We start from the raw sequence: 16,692 nt of genomic DNA on the forward strand, positions 1-16,692 counted from the left end.
ATGGTGGGTGACGTGGGCGATCTGTACCAGGCGCTGGCCGATCCCACCCGCCGCCTGATCCTCGACGAGCTGACCGAGCGCGACGGTCAGACCCTGTTCGAGATCTGCGGCCGGCTGGCCACGAAGCACCAGGTCGGTTCGTCCCGGCAGGCGATCTCCCAGCACCTCGACGTCCTGGAGGCCGCCGGCCTGATCGTCACGCGGCGGCAGGGCCGCTACAAGTTCCACCACCTCGACACCCGGCCGCTGCGGTCCATCACCGAGCGATGGCTCAGGTCCGACGCACCCACCCAGGAGAACCAATGAGAATCAACCTCACCAGCGTGTACGTCGACGACCAGGACAAGGCCCTGCGCTTCTACACCGAGGTGCTGGGCTTCGTGAAGAAGACAGACGTGCCGACCGGCGAGTACCGCTGGCTGACAGTGGTCTCGCCGGACGCCCCGGACGGCGTGGAGCTGCTGCTGGAACCCGACGCGCACCCGGCCGCCAAGGCGTTCAAGGAGGCACTCGCGGACGACGGGATCCCGCTGACGCAGTTCGCGGTGGACGACGTGGCCGCCGAGCACGACCGGCTGCGGGGCCTCGGCGTGCTGTTCACCCAGGAGCCGGTCGACATGGGTCCGGTGAGCACAGCGGTGTTCGACGACACCTGTGGCAACCTGATCCAGATCGCACAGTACCGGTAGCGGGTCGACAGTGGCCGGACCGCCGGCGGTGTGGCGCGGCTGCGCGGTGACGGGTAGGCGTCAGCCGAGCCGGTCGAGCAACTCGCGGCTGCGGCTCACCACCAGCGCGGTCGCCTCGGCGTCGTACGAGGGCAGCGAGCTGTCGGTGAACAGGTGCCGGTCGCCGGGGTAGACGTACAGCTCGCCGCGTTCGGGACCGACGATCGACACCAGCTCGCGGGCGGCGTCCACGTCGCCTTCAAGCCCGAAGAACGGGTCCTGCTCCATTCCGTGCACCTGCACCGCCACCCCGTCGGGCCAGGGGCCGATCGCCCACTCGCCGGTCACCGGCAGGCATGCCTCGTAGAGCAGGGCGGCCCGCGCGCCGGCCCGGGTCTGGGCGTGCCGCTGGGCGATGGCGGCGCCCCAGGAGACGCCCGCGTAGACGAGGCCGGCGGGCAGGTCGGCGACGAACGCGTCGGCGCGCTGCCCGAGGACCTCGCCGCCGATCCGCTTGACCAGCGCGGCGCCGTCCTCGAGGGTGGCCGGCCGTTCGCCGTCGAAGAGGTCGGGGACGTGGACGGTGTGCCCGCCGGACCGCAGGGCATCGGCGAGGGCGCGGACCCCGTCCGTGAGCCCTTGAACGTGGTGGAAGAGCACGATCTCGGCCATCACTACACTCCTGAGTTGTCAGACCAGAGTTATCGAACGAACCAGAATCTTAGAACGGTCGAGAAATGTCGGTCAATGAGCGAGTCCCGGACTACGACCTCGACGACCTGCTCGTGGTCACCGCTCCGGAGCAGTTGCGTGCGCTCGCCGACCCGCTGCGGAGCACGCTGCTCGAACTGCTCCTGGAGCGCGCCGCCACCGTCAACGAGATGGCCCGCGCCGTCGACCGGCCGAAGAGCAGCGTGGCGTACCACGTGAACCAACTGGCCGACGCCGGTCTGCTGCGCGTGGTGCGGACCCGGCGGGTACGCGCCATCGAGGAGCGGTTCTACGGGCGGGTGGCCCGCACCTACTACGTCGGCGCGCTCAGCCGGGCGGAGGACAAGCACGTGGTGTCCCGGATCAACGGGCTCGCCGAGGCGGCCGCCGAAGCGGCAGCCGCACACGCCGCCGACGAGTTGCGGTGCACGCTCGTGCACGCGCGCATCCCGATCGAGGACGTCCGCGAGTTCTGGGCGGAGGTGCAGGCGCTGGCCCGGCGGTTCGCGCAGATTCCCCGCGCCGGGGACCAGGTGTACGGCTTCGCCGCCGGCCTCTACCCCACCGATGCGCCCACGCTTCCGGGCACGGACCCCGCCACCGACCCGCGCGACTGACGCCCCACCACCCCGGACGGCAGGGTCTTGCCGGGACGACGAGCCGGGCAGGCTAGCGTCGGAAGCGTGAGCACCGGATCCCCGCGCGTCCTGCCGGCCGAACGCGGCATCGACGAGGCAGCCGCCGTCCTGCGTGCCGGCGGGCTGGTCGCCTTCCCCACCGAGACGGTCTACGGGCTGGGCGCCAACGCGCTCGACGCCCGGGCCGCCGCCCGGATCTTCGAGGCGAAGGCCCGGCCCAGCTTCGACCCGCTGATCAGCCACCTGGCCGACGCCGCCGACCTGGCCGCGCTGGTGGGCGAGGTGCCCGCGGCGGTGGCCGAGCTGGCGAAGCGCTTCTGGCCCGGCCCGCTCACCCTGATCGTGGACCGGCCGGAGATCATCCCGCCGATCGTCACCTCCGGCCTGGACACGATGGCGGTACGCGTACCGGACGAGCCGTCGGCGCGGGCGCTGATCGCGGCGGCCGGCGTGCCGGTGGCGGCGCCGAGCGCGAACCGGTTCGGCCAGCTCAGCCCCACCCGAGCCGAGCACGTGGTGGCCGGGCTGGGCGGCGCGGTGGACGTGGTGCTCGACGGTGGGCCCACCCGGTGCGGGATCGAGTCGACGATCGTGGACGCGCGCGGTGAGCGGCCGGTGGTGCTGCGGCTGGGCGCGCTGCCCGTGGAGGCGATCGTCGAGGCGGTCGGCCCGGTCGAGGTGCGCCAGGGCAGCTCCGGTCAGCCGGTCGCGCCCGGGACGCTCGCCGCGCACTACGCTCCGCGTACCCCGTTGCGGTTGGGCACGGCGGCCGAGCCCGGCGGCGGCCGGCGGGGGTTCCTGGCCTTCCGGGAGCCACCGGCGGACGGCGACTGGGCCGCGGTGGAGGTGCTGTCGCCCGACGGCGACGTGACGGCGGCGGCGGCGCGTCTGTTCGACGCGCTGCACCGGCTCGACGCGGCCGGGGTTACCGAGATCGTCGCCGAGCCGGTGCCGGAGACCGGCGTGGGCCGCGCGATCAACGATCGGCTGCGCCGGGCCGCCGCCACCTGGCACTAGGACCGGTCCGCGTCGGGTCGCTCCTGCGAACCGGGCTGCGGCAGGCGGTCGACCAGCTTGGTCAGCGCACCGTTGGCGAACGTCGCGCCGAGCGCCGACCCGGTGGCGATGGTCCAGCCCACCGGGCCGAGCGGGGTGCAGCCGAAGAACTGGCTGACGCCCGGCGTCTGCACCACAGCCACGAGCACGCCCACCGACGCGGCGGTGGCGGCGAGCACGCTGGGGCTGGTGCCGCCGGCCAGCACCGTCTGCCCAAGCTGGGTGCCGATCAGCGAGGCGAGCGCGACGGTGCTGGCGCGCCGCTGGGTGCCGGTCCACCTGGCGATGGTCCAACCGGCGGTCGCGCCCAGCGTGGTCGACGCCGCGCGCAGCCCGATCTCCCGGGTCATGGTCACGCCGAGCGACGAGTCCGGCCCTTCCCGCAGCAGATGGTCGGCGCTGTCGTCGGCGGGCGGGCGGACCGCGATGGCGAGCGCGGGTGCCAGGTCGGTGAGCAGGTTGACCAGCAGGAGTTGCCGGCCGGTCAGCGCGGACCGGCCGGTCGCGGCGGCGGTCAGCACGCTGAACGCGATCTCGCCGAGGTTGCCGCCGACCAGGATGCTCAGCGCGTGCCGCACCGACGACCACATGGCCCGTCCCTCGACGAGCGTGGCGATGATCGTCTCCAGCCGGTCGTCGGTGACCACCAGGTCGGCGGCCGCGCGGGCGGCGGGAGTGCCGCGCTGGCCGAGCGCGATGCCGACGTCGGCGAGCCGGATCGCGGGCGCGTCGTTGGCGCCGTCACCGGTCATCGCGACGGTCCGGTCCTGGCGCTGCAACGCCTGGATGATCCGTACCTTGTGGGCGGGCGTGCAGCGCGCCACCACGTCGGTGGCCATCAGACGCTCGGCGAGCGCGGCGTCGTCCAGCCGGTCCAGGTCGGTGGCGGTGACCACGCGCTGCCCGCCGTCGTCCGGGCTGATCGTGGCGGCGATCGCCTCGGCCGTGGCCGGATGGTCGCCGGTGATCATGACGGTGTGCACGCCCGCCGCCCGGATCCGGGCCACCGCCGGCCGGGCGCTGTCCCGCACCCCGTCGGCGAGCGTCAGGAAACCCACGAAGACCAGCCCGTCGACCTGCTCGTCGCTCACCTGCTCGGTGGAGACCGGGCACTCGGCCACGGCGAGGATGCGATGCCCGGCACCGGCCCGCCCGGCCAGCATGGCCTGCACCTCCTCGCGTCCGGCCGCGTCAAGCGGCCGGTCACCCTCGGCGGTGCGCCGGGACGCGCAGCGCGGCAGCACCGACTCGGGGGCGCCCTTCACGCTCAGCAGCAGCCCGTCGGCGGCCCGGCCGACGGTGGCGCTGTAGCCCCGGGACGGCTCGAACGGCAGCCCGGCCGTGGCGGTCCACTCCGCCGCACCGGTCCGCTCGGTCACCCCGGCGGCGTCCGCGCCGTGGCGTACCGCCCGGTCGGTCTGCTGCGGCAACTCGTCCGGATCGGCCGCAGCCGGGGTGGCCCGCACGGCGGCGGCCAGCGTCGACCGGAGCTGCTCGTCGAGTTCGTCCAGCACGGCGTACCGGCCGTCGCCCGTACCCACGCCCGCCAGCAGCAACTTCCCCTCGGTGAGCGTGCCGGTCTTGTCGAAGCAGAGCACGTCGACCCGGCCCAGCGCCTCGATGGTCCGGGGGTTGCGGACCAGGGCGCCGTGCTCGGCCAGCCGCCGCGCCGCCGCCAGCTGCGCGGCGCTGACCAGGAACGGCAGCCCTTCCGGCACCGACGCCACGGCCAGGTTCGCGGCGGTCGCCGCCGTTTCGGCAAGGGGTACGCCCCGAAGCAGCCCCGCGCCTGCGACCGCGATCGCCGAGGCGGCCGCAAGGGGTACGGCGCTGCTTGTCAACCTGCCGAGCCGCGCCTCCACGCCACTGGCGGGCGGGGCCTGCCGGGCCATCGCGAGGCTCCGTCCGGCCTCGGTCTCCGCACCGGTGGCCACCACCACTGCGGTGCCGTGCCCGGCGGCCACAGTGGTGCCCTCGAACAGCATCGAGTGCCGTTCGGCGATGGCCGCCGCGACCACCGGTTCCGGACTCTTCGCCACCGGCAGCGACTCGCCGGTCAGTGACGACTCGTCCGCCTCCAGCCCGTCGCTCGTCAGCACCCGGCAGTCGGCCGGTACGGCGTCCCCGGAGCTGACCGTGATCACGTCGCCGCGTACCAGCTCCTCGGCGGGCACCACCCGCTCGGCGCCGTCGCGCAGCACCCGGGCGGTGACCGCCGAACGGGACAGCAGCTCGGCCAGGGACCGTTCGGTGTTGCGCTGGTGCACGGCGCCGACCAGCGCCGAACCGCCCACCACACCGCCGACCAGTGCCGCGTCGACGAGCGAGCCGAACGCGGCGGAGAGCGCCGCACCGGCGGCCAGCACGGGGGTGAGCGGGTTGGACAGCTCCTCCACGAACGCGCGGAGCAGCCCGGCCGGGCCGTGCTCGTCGCCGACCTCGACGCGCCGGCGGCGAGCCGCCTCCTCCTCGGCGAGCCCGGACGGGCCGGTGGCGAGCTGGTCCAGGACGGTCTGCGTCGGCATCAGATGCCAGGCGGTGAGCGCGGGCATCGGTGCGCCGGTCCGGTCCGGCAGCCGGTGCGCCCGGAACACGCCGTGCGCGAACGCGAGCGCCGCCGCGCCGTTCACCGCGGCCAGGGTCGGGCGGGGCAGCCGTCGCCGGTCGGCGGTGAACGCGGCGAGCGCGCCGAGCCCGCCGCCGGCCATCGCGATCCGGACGTTCTGCTCGGTCATCCGCCGGGCCACCCCGGCGGCGTCCACGAGCAGGGCCGGTACCCGCAGGTCGTCACCGACCAGCAGGTGCGCCCCCCAGGGCGGCAGGTCGTCCGGGCCGTACACGCCGAGGCCGCAGTCCGAGGCGGCGAGTGCCGACCGCTCACCGGAGACCACCATCACCACGGCGCCCTCGCGTTGCAGGTCGTGCACCGCGTCGGCGAGCCGGGAACCACCGGGTACGAGCTGGTCGGCGAAGTCGTACCGGCCGTCGTCCGCGCCGCCGACCACGAGCCGCAGGCCCGACTGCCGGGCGGCCGACGCCAGCGCGTCCACGCCCGGCGCGGGCTCCGGCTCGACCCGCAGTACGGCGGCGAGCCGGCCGTTCTCGGCCAGCCCGAGCAGCCGTCCACAGTCGGCGCGCAGCCGGGCGCTGTCCGGGGTGTCGCCGGGATCGTCGGCGCCGAGCCGGTCCAGCGGGCCGATCCGCCAGCCCTCGGCGGCGCGTACCGCGTCCGGCTCGGCCGGGTCGAACAACGCGAACGCCCGGGCGGCGACCTGCCCGGTGTCGGCGTCGGCCAGCGGCGCGAGGTCGGCCAGGACGCCCCGGTCCGAGCCGAGCACCGCCGCGTCGAGCACCACCGTGTCGATCCGGTCCAGCTCCCGCAGCACGCTGCGGTCCATCGCGATCACGCCGCGCCTTGCGAGCATCCGGCCGAGCTGGGCGCCGTACCCCTCGCGGCCGGAGCCGGGCGCCTTCGGCAGCGAGGACAGCGCCAGCGCGGCGGCGCGCTTCGGCCCCAGCACCGGCAGCGCCGCCGCCCCGGCGACCGCACCGGCCGGGAGCACCCGCTTGGTGTACCGCTCGGGCTGACCGTCCGGCACCGGGCAGGGGCGCTCGCCATCCGGCACCCGGGCCACAGCCCGCTCCGGGTCACCGGTCAGGTGCGGTTCGGCCCGTCGCCACGCGGCCAGTTGCGCGGCGCCCTCGCCCCACTGCACCACGCGCTGCGCGCCGTCCAGCACGATGCCGGCCCAGCCGCCGGTGAGGCCCTGCACCACGGCCTCGGCCAGCGGGAACAGCACCTCGGCGCGCGGATCGGCGCGGATGCCCAGACCGGCCAGCGCGTGCAGCTTCGGGTGCAGGTCGACAGCGCCGAGCAGCCCGGCGACCTCGGCGGGAATGGGGGTGAGCGGCAGGACCCGGGTGGCCGCGGAGATGCCCAGCCCGAGCACGTCGGACAGCAGCGCGCCGAACGTCCGGGCGGTGCGCGGGCCGTCCTCGGGCGGCTGCGGCGGCTCGATCTCCGGGTCCGGCTCGTACGGGCAGGTCCGCTCGACGCGCGCCACCGTGGCGATCAGGTCGCGCAGTCTCGGCGCCGGTTCCCCGGTCGCCACCACCACCCGGCCGGACGGCGCGTTCACCCGAGCCCAGTCCACCCCCGGCATCGACTCCAGCGCCGCCTCGACCTGGCGGGCGAGCCGGTCACCGCCGTCCTGGCAGACGCCGTGCACCTCGATGTGGTGGCGGCCGTCCTGGGACCACACCCGGCGGCTGGTCAGCCCGGTGAGGCGGGCCAGCCGGCCGGCCGCCGCGCCCAGGCTTCCGGTGGCCTGCGCGACGGCAGGAGGTACGGGTGGGCCGGGCAGGTTCGCACCGACGGTACGAGCAACCCGCGCCACCGTGCCCGGTAAGGCTGCCGGCGACAGCAGGAGACCGGCGAACCCGTACGCCATGTCGCCCTCCCGGTTTCGTCCCGGTGGCCCGACTTCCCGGCGTGACGTCCGTTATGCCCCTCGGACGATGGGAAGTTTCCCCACCACCCGGGGCATGGACGCCAGGGGCGGTGGAATGCCGTCGGGTCGATGCCGTCGCAACCGAGGAGGCAGGATGAGCACGCTGACACGACACCTCAGCGGATCGCGGGAGCTGGTTCGGGCCTACTGCCGCCGGGTGGAGGTTCCGCTGCTGGGCGAGGTGGCCGTGCCTCCGCCGGACAAGCTGGCCTACTACGGCGGTATCGGGGTGCTGGCCGCGCTGCAGGTGATCGAGTGGCCGCTCGCGCTGGTCATCACGGCTGGCCACGTACTGGCCGATCAGCACTTCTCCGGCCTGGTCCAGGGTATGGGCGAGGCACTGGAGACCGCCTGACGAGACCCGGCACACAATTGACCTCAACCGGGGTTGAGGTCACAGGCTTGTGCCCATGACGACCATCATCGCCGCACCGGCCGCAGATCCTCTCGACCTGTGGTCGCCGCGCCTGCGGGCGATGACGGTGGGCAGCGTCGCCCTGGTGTCCCTGCTCGCGTTCGAGGCGCTGGCTGTCGGCACCGCCATGCCGACCGTGGCGCGCAGCCTCGACGGGCTCGGCCTGTACGCGCTGGCGTTCGGCGGCCCGTTCGCCTCCGGCGTGGTGGCGATGGTCGCCTCCGGCATCTGGTGCGACGCGCGCGGGCCGCGCCCGGCCATGTGGCACGGGGTCGTCTGGTTCGTCGGCGGGCTGGTGGTGGCCGGCGCCGCCACGACCATGGAGGTGCTGGTCGTCGGGCGGGTGGTGCAGGGCTTCGGCTCCGGACTGGTCTCGGTGGCGCTCTACGTGGTCGTCGGTCGGGCGTACCCGGAGCAGTTGCGGCGGCGGATCTTCGCCGCGTTCGCCGCGGCGTGGGTGGTGCCGTCGCTGGTCGGCCCGGCGCTGGCCGGACTGATCGTGGAACATCTGGGCTGGCGGTGGGTGTTCCTCGCGGTGCCGGCGGTGGCGATCCCGGCGGCGCTGCTGGTCCAGCCGGGCCTGCGGGCGCTGACCGCCACCGTGGCGACCCGGCCGCCGGCGGGCGCCCTGGCCCGGATCGGCTGGGCCTGCGGGGCGGGGGCGAGCGCCGCACTGCTGCACTACGGGGGGCAGCAGCGCGGCGTGCTCGCCGCCGTCCTGATCGCCGGGGCGCTGGCCGGGCTGTTCGTCTGCGTACCGCACCTGCTGCCGGCCGGGTTCCTGCGCGCGGCGCGGGGACTGCCGACGGTGATCGGCCTGCGCGCGCTGGCGTCGGCCGCGTTCGTGGCCGCCGAGGTGGTGATACCGCTGATGCTGTCCCGGGAGCGCGGCTTCTCGCCCACCGGCGCCGGCCTGGTGCTGACCGTCGGGGCGCTGTCCTGGTCGGTGGGCTCGTGGATCCAGGGGCGGATCGGCTCACCCCGCTCGGCGGCGACGCTGCCCCGGGCCGGGCTGGCCTGCATCACGATCGGTACGGCGGGCGTGGCGTCGGCGCTGGTGCCCGGACTGCCGGTGCTGCCGGCCGTGCTGAGCTGGTCGGTGGCCGGGCTGGGCATGGGCCTGCTCTATCCGTCGCTGTCGGTGCTCACCCTGGAGCAGTCCGCCCCGGCCGAGCAGGGCCGCAACAGCTCCGCGCTGCAACTGGGCGACTCGCTCGCCGCCGCCACCGTGCTAGCGCTCACGGGCGCGGTCCTGGCCGCCGGCGCGTCCCCCGGCCCGGCCGGCTTCGCGGCCACGCTGGCCGTGGCAGCCGCCTGCGGCCTGCTGGGTCTGCTGCTGGCCGGCCGGGTGGTCCTCCGCCCCGCCCCCTGACCCCCGCCCTTGCCCCACCCCCGCTCCGCCTCTCCCGTTGTTGATCAAGGAGTTCGGGTCGGGTTTCGAGCCTCCATCCGACACGAACTCCTTGGTCAACAACGGGAGAGCGGGGCCGGGGTGGCCGTCGGGGGCGCAGGATCGGATGAAAGGGCGGGGGCGGGTGGCTGTCACGATCCGGGTCGGCGTCCCGTCCCGTCGTGGAGCCGCGGTGTGGCGGCTACGCGTGGGTGGGAGGAGTGGCGATGCGGGTGCTGGTGACCGGGGCGACCGGGCGGCTCGGGCGGGTGGCGGTGCCGCGACTGAGGGACGAGGGCTTCACGCTGCGCGCGATGAGCCGCCGGCCGCGTACCGGGGACGGGGTCGAGTGGGTCGCCGCCGACCTGGCCACTGGCGCCGGGCTGGCGGAGGCGGTCGCCGGGGTGGACGCGGTGCTGCACCTGGCCTCGTCGCCGCAGCGGCACACCCACGACATCGACGTGCTCGGCACCCGCCGGCTCGCGTTGGCGGCCGGTCACGCCGGGGTGCGTCATCTGGTCTTCGTGTCGATCGTCGGCATCGACCGGGTGCCGCTCGGGTACTACCGGCACAAGCTCGCGGCCGAGCAGGTGGTGGCCGCCGGGCCGGTGCCGTGGAGCGTGCTGCGGGCTACCCAGTTCCCGGAGCTCCTGGAGGGCCTGCTCAGCGTCGTGAGCCGCCTCGGCCCGGTGATCGGGGACCGTGCCGTGCTCGCCCAGCCGGTCGACACCGGTGAGGTGGCCGACCGGCTGGCGGTGCTGCTGCTGGCCGGGCCGTCGAATCGGGTCGAGGACTTCGGCGGGCCGGAGGTGCTGCGCTTCGACGATGCGGCCCGCGCCTGGCTGGCGGCGCGACGGATACGCCGTCCGCTGCTGCCGGTCCGGATCCCCGGCCGCCTCGGGCGGGAACTGCGCGCGGGTGGTCTCACCACGACCGCCACGCCGACCGGCGTCCGGACCTGGGCCGACCACCTCGCTGACACGTACGGGGGAACCGCCGGAAGATGAGAACCAGTCGGGTAGGCGCCGGCCTACGGTGACCGCATGCTGGTCTTCGTCGCCACAGTGGTCCTGTACGTCTTCGGTTTCGTCTTCCTCTACGGCGTGATCCGGGTCGGCGTCCGGCACGGCATCGAGGACGCCGAGGCGAACCGTCCCGAGGTGCTCCGCCGCCGGCAGCTCACCACGACCGAGAGCCGGGACTTCGCGCAGGAGAACGCGTTCCTCACCAATCCCAACTGAAGGGCGGGGGCGGGGTCCGGCCGGTCGACCCGCCGCCCGGGTGCGAGGATCGCGGCATGATGGGGACGCTGAAGACGGAGCCGGCCCGGACCCGGCTCGACCTGCTGGCCCCGCCGGTCGCCGCGGCGCTGCGGGAGTGGCCGGCCGAGGCCCCGGTGGACGTGGACGACGTACTGGTCGCCCCGATCGACGCCGGCCTGGCCGACACCGCTGCCTTCTGCGAGGCGTACGAGGTGGGGCTGGAGGAGTCGGCCAACTGCGTGGTGGTCGCCGGCAAGCGCGGCGGTGAGACCCGGTACGCGGCCTGTGTCGTGCTCGCCACCACACGCGCCGACGTCAACGGCGTGGTCCGCAAGCTGCTCGACGTGCGCAAGGCGAGCTTCGCGCCGATGGCCGAGGCGGTCGAGTCGAGCGGCATGGAGTACGGCGGCATCACGCCGATCGGTCTGCCGGCGGACTGGCCGATCCTCGTCGACTCCCGGGTGATCGCCACACCGCACGTGATCATCGGCTCGGGCGTACGGCACAGCAAGATCGCCCTGCCGGGGCCGGCGCTCGGCGCGCTGCCCGGGGCGAGGGTGGTGGAGGACCTGGCCAGGCCGGCCTAGGTCCTCATCCGCATCGATCTTGTTCCACGTGAAACATCAGGCTGCCGCTTCGCGCTGCGCCACCTCGCGCAGCGCGGCGAGCAGCGTCTCCGGCTCCTGGGCGCCGGTGACCGCGTACTTCCCGGCCAGCACGAACGTCGGCACGCTGGAGACGCCGAGCTGGTGGGCGGTGCTCAGGTCGGCGGCGACCTCCCGGCGGCCCAGGTTCGACTCCAGGTACTGCCGTGCCTCGGTCTCGTCCAGCCCGGCCTCGCCGGCCAGCGTGACGAGCGCGTCGATCGAGCCGACGTCGACGCCGTCGTGGAAGTGCGCCCGGTAGAGCCGCTCGACCGTCTCGGCGGAGCGCCCGTGCTCGGTGGCGAAGCGCACCAGCCGGTGCGCGTCGAACGTGTTCGCGGCCACCGCCCGGTCGAACCGCAGGTCCAGGCCCGCGCCCGCGGCGACGCCCGTCACGTGCGCGGCCATGCCGTCGGCCTTGTCCCGCCCGCCGAACTTGTCGCCGAGCGCCTCCAGCAGCGGCTTCGGCTCGGTGACCGGCGTCGGGTCCAGCTGGAACGGCCGGAACCGGACGTTCACCTCGCCGTCGTACGACTCCAGGGCCTGTTCCAGCCGGCGCTTGCCGATCCAGCACCAGGGACAGACCACGTCGGCGTAGATCTCGATGTCCATGACCAGCGACAACCCGCGGGTCAGGAGATCTGTTCCCGGACCTGGCGCTTGAGCCGGGCCAGGATGGCGGTGCCGCCGCGTACGCGCAGCGGGCTGATCGCCTGCGCCAGGCCCATCCGCTGGTAGAGGTCGTCCGGTACGGCCAGCACCTCCTCGGCGCTCGCCCCGGCCAGCCCTTCGGCGAGGATGCCGGCGAACGCCCGGGTGGTGGGCGCCTCCGGCGGGCAGTCGAAGACGGTGCTCACGGTCTTGTCCGCGTTGACCTCGGCGCGCAGGAAGAACGCGGTCTGACACTCGGGGACCTGCTCCAGTTCCTCCCGGTTCACACCCTCGGGCAGGGGCGGGATCACGTCGGCGAACTCCAGCAGCATCTCCAGGACGACGTCGCGGGGCGCGGCGGCGAACTCGTCGACGATCTCGGCCAGCTTGGTCGGCATCTCGGGCATGGGTCGAGGCTATCCGCCGCCGCGCGTCGCCACCCGGCGGTGCCGAGCGGGGCCCCGCCGCACGTGCGGGGCCCGCGCTCACACGTTCGGTGCGGCCTCGCTGATGTCGCTGAGCGCCGAGTGGGGGTCGAGCTGCATGGCGAGGTCACCGAGGGAGACGATGCCGACGAGCTTGCGGTCGCTGTCGCACACCAGCACCCGGCGGATGTTGCGTTCGCGCATCAGCGCCGCCGCCTCGTTCGCCGTGCAGTGCTGTTCGATCATCACCACCTCACGGGTGATGATCGAGCCGATAGTGGTGGTGCCGGGGTCGGCGCGCTCGGCCACCGCCCGGACCACGATGTCGCGGTCGGTCAGCATGCCGGCGAGCGTGGCGCCGTCGGTCACCACCACGTCGCCGATGTCCGACTCCTTCATCACCCGGGCCGCCTCGTCCAACGGGGTCTCCGCCGGGAGGTAGACCACCTGCCTGGTCATCACGTCACTGACGCGGAACATGAGAGCCTCCGAACGCTTCGGTCGATCCGTCTGCGGTACCCGGTGGCGCGCTCGCTACACCCCGTCGCGGCGCGTCGCGCCCACCTCGTCGCGCAGGCGCTCCACGATGGCCTCCACCGGCAACTCGGTGCGCTCGCCGGTGGCCCGGTCGCGCAGCTCCACGTACCCGTCGGCCAGGCGGCGGCCGACCACGACGGCGCGCGGGATGCCGATCAGCTCGGCGTCGGTGAACTTCACACCGGCGGACACGTGCGTGCGGTCGTCGACCAGCACGCGAAGGCCGGCGGCGGCGAGGCGCCCGCCGAGGTCGAGCGCCGCGTCGAGCTGCGGCCCCTTCCCGGCGGCGACCAGGTGTACGTCGCACGGCGCGACCGCCGCGGGCCAGACCAGCCCTCGGTCGTCGTGGTGCTGTTCGGCCACTGCGGCGACCGCCCGGGACACGCCGATGCCGTAGCAGCCCATCGTGGGCCGGACCGGCTTGCCCTCGGGGCCGAGGACGTCGACCGCGAACGCGGCGGTGTACCGGCGTCCGAGCTGGAAGATGTGCCCGACCTCGATGCCCCGCCGGATGGTCACCTCGCCGTCGGCGCAGGCCGGGCAGCTGTCGCCGGGCCGCACCTCGGCCGCCTCGATCGTGCCGTCCGGTACGAAGTCGCGCCCGCACACCACGTCGGTGGCGTGCCGGCCCGGCTCGTTCGCCCCGGTCAGCCAGGAGGTGCCGGGCACCACGCGGGGGTCGACCAGGTAGCGGATGCCGTGCTTGGCCAGGATCTGCGGCCCGATGTAGCCGCGGACCAGTCCGGGGTGGGCGTCCCAGTCCTCGAAGACCGCCACTGTGGCCGGGGCGAGCACCGCCTCGACCCGCTTGAGGTCCACCTCGCGGTCGCCGGGCAGGCCGATGACCAGCGGTTCGTCCTTCTCGGCGCCGGGCCGTCGGACGGTGAGGACCACGTTCTTCAACGTGTCGGCGGCGGTCCAGCCGGTGCGCCCGCCTAGCTTCCGGGCCTCGGCCAGCTCGACCAGGGCCGTGATGGTCGGCGTCTCCGGGGTGTCGTGCACCTCGGCGGGCGGATGCGCGTCGGGGTCGCCGGGGGTCGGGGCGCGGGTCACCACCGCCTCGGTGTTCGCCGCGTAGTCGCATGCGGTGCAGCCGACGAACGTGTCCTCGCCGACCGGCGTCGCGGCCAGGAACTCCTCCGACGCGGACCCACCCATCGCGCCGGACATCGCGTGGACAGTGGTGAAGTCCAGCCCGAGCCGGGTGAAGACGCGTTCGTAGGCGGCCCGGTGCCGGTCGTACGCCGCCTGGAGCCCCGCCTCGTCCAGGTCGAACGAGTAGGCGTCCTTCATCAGGAACTCGCGCCCGCGCAGCAGACCGGCCCGGGGCCGGGCCTCGTCGCGGAACTTGGTCTGGATCTGGAACAGCGTCACCGGGAAGTCCCGGTACGAGGTGAACAGGTCCTTCACCAGCAGCGCGGCCAGTTCCTCGTGGGTCGGCGCGAGCAGGTGTTCGGCGCCCTTGCGGTCGGCGAGCGTGAAGATGTCGTCCCCGTACTCGGTCCACCGCCCGCTGGTCCGGTACGGCTCGGCCGGGAGCAGCGCCGGGAAGTGCACCTCCTGGTCGCCGATCGCGGCCATCTCGTCGCGCACGATCGCGGTGATCCGGTCCAGCACGAGTTTGCCCAGTGGCAGCCAGGTGTAGCCACCCGGCGCGGCCCGGCGGACGTAACCGGCGCGCAGCAGCAGCCGGTGGCTCGGCACCTCCGCGTCGGCCGGGTCCTCGCGCAGGGTCCGGAGCAGCAGGGTCGACATGCGCAGCAGCATTGGCGCAGCTTATGGCGCGAGCGGACGACCGGGCGATCCCTTTCCGCGCTCGTGTCGGGTGAGGTTGTCGCAGGGGCGGGGTAGGAAGGGTGACATGGTGGATCGACCGACGTTGGAGCTGAGCAGTCTCGTGCTCGACGCACCGTCCGCACAGGACCTCGCCGCGTTCTACGAGCGGCTGCTCGGCTGGCACCGGCGGGAGGACGAGTCCGACTGGGTGGTGCTGGCGCCGCCGGGCGGCGGCACCTGGCTGGCCTTCCAGGACGAGCCGGCCTACGTGCGCCCGGTGTGGCCCGCCGGGCCCGGCGACCCGCCGATGATGACCCACCTGGACATCAAGGTCGACGACCTGGAGGCCGCCTCGGCGTACGCGGTGTCGGTGGGCGCGACACTGGCCGGCTTCCAGCCGCAGGACGACGTCCGGGTGCATCTCGACCCGGCCGGTCACCCGTTCTGCCTCTACCTCTCGTGACCGGCGGCGCCACCGCGTCGGCTCGCGCCACGAGTCAGTACGCGACGACGACGGGCAACCTGACCGCCCGCATGGCCCTGCACTCGTACGGCACCAACCCGCAGGACTGGTTCGCCTGGCTGGGCGAGCGGCTGCCGCTGTCCGGCGACGTGCTGGAGGTGGGCGCCGGCACCGGCGAGCTGTGGCACCGGATCGGCTACCGGCCCCGGCTCACCCTCACCGACTTCTCGCCCGCCATGTGCGCGCGGCTGCGGGAGGTGCCCGGCGCGCGGGTGCTGCGCTGCGACGCCACGCACCTGCCGTTCCGCACCGGCGTCGCCGACGCGGTGATCGCCAACAGCACTTCGACGACGTGACGGTCGAGCGCTACCCGGACGAGCCGGTGGTTCCCGCCGCCGAGCCGATCCTTGCGTACATCGCCAGCATGATCGGGTCGCTGACCGCCGCGCAGGAGGCGTCGGCCCGCGCCGCGATCGAGGCCCGCATCGACGCCGAAGGCACCTTCCGGGTACGCAAGCACACGGTGCTGATCAGCGCGACGCACGGCTCCCGCTGAGCCGGACGAAGGCACGCCAGGCGTCGGGCGTGAAGGTGAGCACCGGCCCGGCCGCGTCCTTGCTGTCCCGCACCCCGACCACATCGGCCAGGTTGTCCGCCACCTCGACACACTCGCTCTGCCCGCTGCGACTGGACTTGCGCCAGAGCGCGCCGATCAGCTCCATGACTCGACCACTTCCTTCATCAGCTCGATCGACTGCCGGCGGGAAAGTGCCTCGCTCCGGACGCTCTCCCATCTGGACAGCAGGATAGCCACGTCCTCGTCTTTGTCGATCACTGTTCCGCCGAGTTGGTTCTCCAGATACCCGATCCACCCTCCGTCGCCGCTCCGAGCAAGGGTGAACGGTCCGGTCAGTCCGATGTGCAGGCCCACGTCGGCCGGGATGACGTGTACCGCGATGTGAGGTTGGCTGCTCGCCTCGACCAGATGTGCGACCTGCTGGCTCATCAACCCACGAAAGCTTTCGTCGGCGCGGCGCAGGACGGCTTCCTCGATCACGGCGACGAACTTGGGTGGATCGGCACTGGCGAGCACCGTCTGCCGGTCGAGCCGAACCGTGAGTCGCCGTTCGGCTTCCTGCTCGCTGAGCATGTCGTCCGTGCGGATCATCGCCCGGGCGTAGTTCTCCGTCTGCAACAGCCCCGGAATGAGGCTCGGCTGGTAACAGCGCAACTGCTGCGCCTGGCGTTCGGCTTCGAGCCAGGGGCGGAACCAGCTCGGCTGGCCGTCACGCTCGGCGAGCTTGAGCAGCGACATCAACAGCCCGCCGGTGCCGAGCACCTCGTCGGCCCGGGCGAGGAAGAACCGGTCGAGCGGCCGGTGGCCCAGCTCGATCGCCGACACCTGGGAGCCGGAGAAGTGCACGAGCCTCCCGAACTCCTCCTGGCTCAGCTCGGCCCGCACCCGCAGCCGCCGCAGTTGCGCACGGATCAGCTCGGCGGTCGGCTCGTTCTCCACACGCCCTCCCCAGTCGGCCGCCGGTCTCC

General features: G+C 73.9%; 20 protein-coding genes. 12 read left to right on the forward strand and 8 right to left on the reverse strand.

From position 1 onward, the window contains the following. Together O7622_RS04365 and O7622_RS04370 are read left to right on the forward strand one after the other, a co-directional pair. The gene (locus O7622_RS04365) at nt 1-306 is read left to right on the forward strand and encodes a metalloregulator ArsR/SmtB family transcription factor (protein ID WP_282311964.1); all 306 of its coding nucleotides are present in this window, start codon (nt 1-3) and stop codon (nt 304-306) included. Next, on the forward strand, nt 303-689 hold the full coding sequence (locus O7622_RS04370; RefSeq protein ID WP_282311965.1) for a VOC family protein: 387 nt from the start codon (nt 303-305) through the stop codon (nt 687-689). Before O7622_RS04365 ends, O7622_RS04370 begins: the two co-directional genes overlap by 4 nt. A gap of 60 nt (nt 690-749) precedes the next feature. On the opposite strand, the gene O7622_RS04375 is transcribed toward O7622_RS04370, so the two are convergent. Beyond that, nucleotides 750-1,340, reverse strand: a complete 591-nt coding sequence (locus tag O7622_RS04375) for a dienelactone hydrolase family protein (protein WP_282311966.1) — start codon at nt 1,338-1,340, stop codon at nt 750-752. Nucleotides 1,341-1,405: 65 nt separating this feature from the next. Between O7622_RS04375 and O7622_RS04380 the strand changes: the two genes are divergently transcribed. Beyond that, nucleotides 1,406-1,996: a helix-turn-helix domain-containing protein gene (locus tag O7622_RS04380; protein WP_282311967.1), complete on the forward strand. Its 591-nt coding sequence runs from the start codon at nt 1,406-1,408 to the stop codon at nt 1,994-1,996. Between the two features lie 90 nt (nt 1,997-2,086). Further along, on the forward strand, nt 2,087-3,034 hold the full coding sequence (locus O7622_RS04385; protein WP_282314034.1) for an L-threonylcarbamoyladenylate synthase: 948 nt from the start codon (nt 2,087-2,089) through the stop codon (nt 3,032-3,034). On the opposite strand, the gene O7622_RS04390 is transcribed toward O7622_RS04385, so the two are convergent. After that, nucleotides 3,031-7,524 (reverse strand): cation-translocating P-type ATPase, encoded by a 4,494-nt coding sequence (locus O7622_RS04390; protein ID WP_282311968.1) that lies wholly within the window; start codon nt 7,522-7,524, stop codon nt 3,031-3,033. The two genes, O7622_RS04385 and O7622_RS04390, sit on opposite strands and share 4 nt — an antisense overlap. A gap of 115 nt (nt 7,525-7,639) precedes the next feature. Here O7622_RS04390 and O7622_RS04395 point away from each other — a divergent pair, with 115 nt between their 5' ends. The 5 genes from O7622_RS04395 to O7622_RS04415 all read left to right on the forward strand — a co-directional run bounded on the left by O7622_RS04395 (nt 7,640) and on the right by O7622_RS04415 (nt 11,238). Then, nucleotides 7,640-7,939: a hypothetical protein gene (locus O7622_RS04395; RefSeq protein ID WP_282311969.1), complete on the forward strand. Its 300-nt coding sequence runs from the start codon at nt 7,640-7,642 to the stop codon at nt 7,937-7,939. A 55-nt stretch (nt 7,940-7,994) separates the two neighbouring features. Next, a complete protein-coding gene (locus O7622_RS04400) occupies nt 7,995-9,371 on the forward strand; it encodes an MFS transporter (RefSeq protein WP_282311970.1) in 1,377 nt (458 codons plus the stop codon). A 245-nt stretch (nt 9,372-9,616) separates the two neighbouring features. Beyond that, the gene (locus O7622_RS04405) at nt 9,617-10,396 is read left to right on the forward strand and encodes an NAD(P)H-binding protein (protein WP_282311971.1); all 780 of its coding nucleotides are present in this window, start codon (nt 9,617-9,619) and stop codon (nt 10,394-10,396) included. A gap of 36 nt (nt 10,397-10,432) precedes the next feature. Further along, nucleotides 10,433-10,630 carry a hypothetical protein gene (locus tag O7622_RS04410; RefSeq protein ID WP_013283252.1) on the forward strand — a complete coding sequence of 66 codons (198 nt, stop codon included), beginning with the start codon at nt 10,433-10,435 and terminating at the stop codon, nt 10,628-10,630. Between the two features lie 59 nt (nt 10,631-10,689). Beyond that, nucleotides 10,690-11,238 carry a YbaK/EbsC family protein gene (locus tag O7622_RS04415; RefSeq protein ID WP_282314035.1) on the forward strand — a complete coding sequence of 183 codons (549 nt, stop codon included), beginning with the start codon at nt 10,690-10,692 and terminating at the stop codon, nt 11,236-11,238. A gap of 36 nt (nt 11,239-11,274) precedes the next feature. Here O7622_RS04415 and O7622_RS04420 read toward each other — a convergent pair whose 3' ends face one another. From O7622_RS04420 to O7622_RS04435, 4 genes are all read right to left on the reverse strand, one after another. Next, on the reverse strand, nt 11,275-11,907 hold the full coding sequence (locus O7622_RS04420; RefSeq protein ID WP_282311972.1) for a DsbA family oxidoreductase: 633 nt from the start codon (nt 11,905-11,907) through the stop codon (nt 11,275-11,277). A gap of 20 nt (nt 11,908-11,927) precedes the next feature. After that, nucleotides 11,928-12,353 carry a SufE family protein gene (locus O7622_RS04425; RefSeq protein WP_013283255.1) on the reverse strand — a complete coding sequence of 142 codons (426 nt, stop codon included), beginning with the start codon at nt 12,351-12,353 and terminating at the stop codon, nt 11,928-11,930. 78 nt (nt 12,354-12,431) lie between these two features. After that, nucleotides 12,432-12,851, reverse strand: coding sequence for a CBS domain-containing protein (locus tag O7622_RS04430; protein WP_282311973.1), 420 nt, complete (start codon nt 12,849-12,851; stop codon nt 12,432-12,434). Between the two features lie 54 nt (nt 12,852-12,905). Then, nucleotides 12,906-14,675, reverse strand: coding sequence for a proline--tRNA ligase (locus O7622_RS04435; RefSeq protein WP_282311974.1), 1,770 nt, complete (start codon nt 14,673-14,675; stop codon nt 12,906-12,908). A 94-nt stretch (nt 14,676-14,769) separates the two neighbouring features. On the opposite strand from O7622_RS04435, the gene O7622_RS04440 reads away from it, so the two are divergent. Genes O7622_RS04440 through O7622_RS04450 form a run of 3 tightly spaced genes read left to right on the forward strand, consistent with a single transcriptional unit; the run spans nt 14,770 to nt 15,703 of the window. Next, complete coding sequence (locus O7622_RS04440; protein WP_282311975.1) at nt 14,770-15,147, forward strand: VOC family protein; 378 nt, start codon at nt 14,770-14,772, stop codon at nt 15,145-15,147. Beyond that, the gene (locus O7622_RS04445; RefSeq protein WP_282311976.1) at nt 15,144-15,503 is read left to right on the forward strand and encodes a class I SAM-dependent methyltransferase; all 360 of its coding nucleotides are present in this window, start codon (nt 15,144-15,146) and stop codon (nt 15,501-15,503) included. Before O7622_RS04440 ends, O7622_RS04445 begins: the two co-directional genes overlap by 4 nt. Next, nucleotides 15,500-15,703: a hypothetical protein gene (locus tag O7622_RS04450; RefSeq protein WP_282311977.1), complete on the forward strand. Its 204-nt coding sequence runs from the start codon at nt 15,500-15,502 to the stop codon at nt 15,701-15,703. The genes O7622_RS04445 and O7622_RS04450 overlap by 4 nt, the downstream gene beginning before the upstream one ends. Here the strand turns inward: O7622_RS04450 and O7622_RS04455 are convergent. Together O7622_RS04455 and O7622_RS04460 are read right to left on the reverse strand one after the other, a co-directional pair. Continuing rightward, nucleotides 15,678-15,869: a DUF397 domain-containing protein gene (locus tag O7622_RS04455; RefSeq protein WP_282311978.1), complete on the reverse strand. Its 192-nt coding sequence runs from the start codon at nt 15,867-15,869 to the stop codon at nt 15,678-15,680. The two genes, O7622_RS04450 and O7622_RS04455, sit on opposite strands and share 26 nt — an antisense overlap. Beyond that, nucleotides 15,860-16,663: a helix-turn-helix transcriptional regulator gene (locus tag O7622_RS04460; protein ID WP_282311979.1), complete on the reverse strand. Its 804-nt coding sequence runs from the start codon at nt 16,661-16,663 to the stop codon at nt 15,860-15,862. The genes O7622_RS04455 and O7622_RS04460 overlap by 10 nt, the downstream gene beginning before the upstream one ends. Between the last annotated feature and the right edge of the window lie 29 nt (nt 16,664-16,692).

It is taken from the genome of Micromonospora sp. WMMD1076 (genome assembly GCF_029581475.1).
Lineage (GTDB): Bacteria > Actinomycetota > Actinomycetes > Mycobacteriales > Micromonosporaceae > Micromonospora > Micromonospora aurantiaca.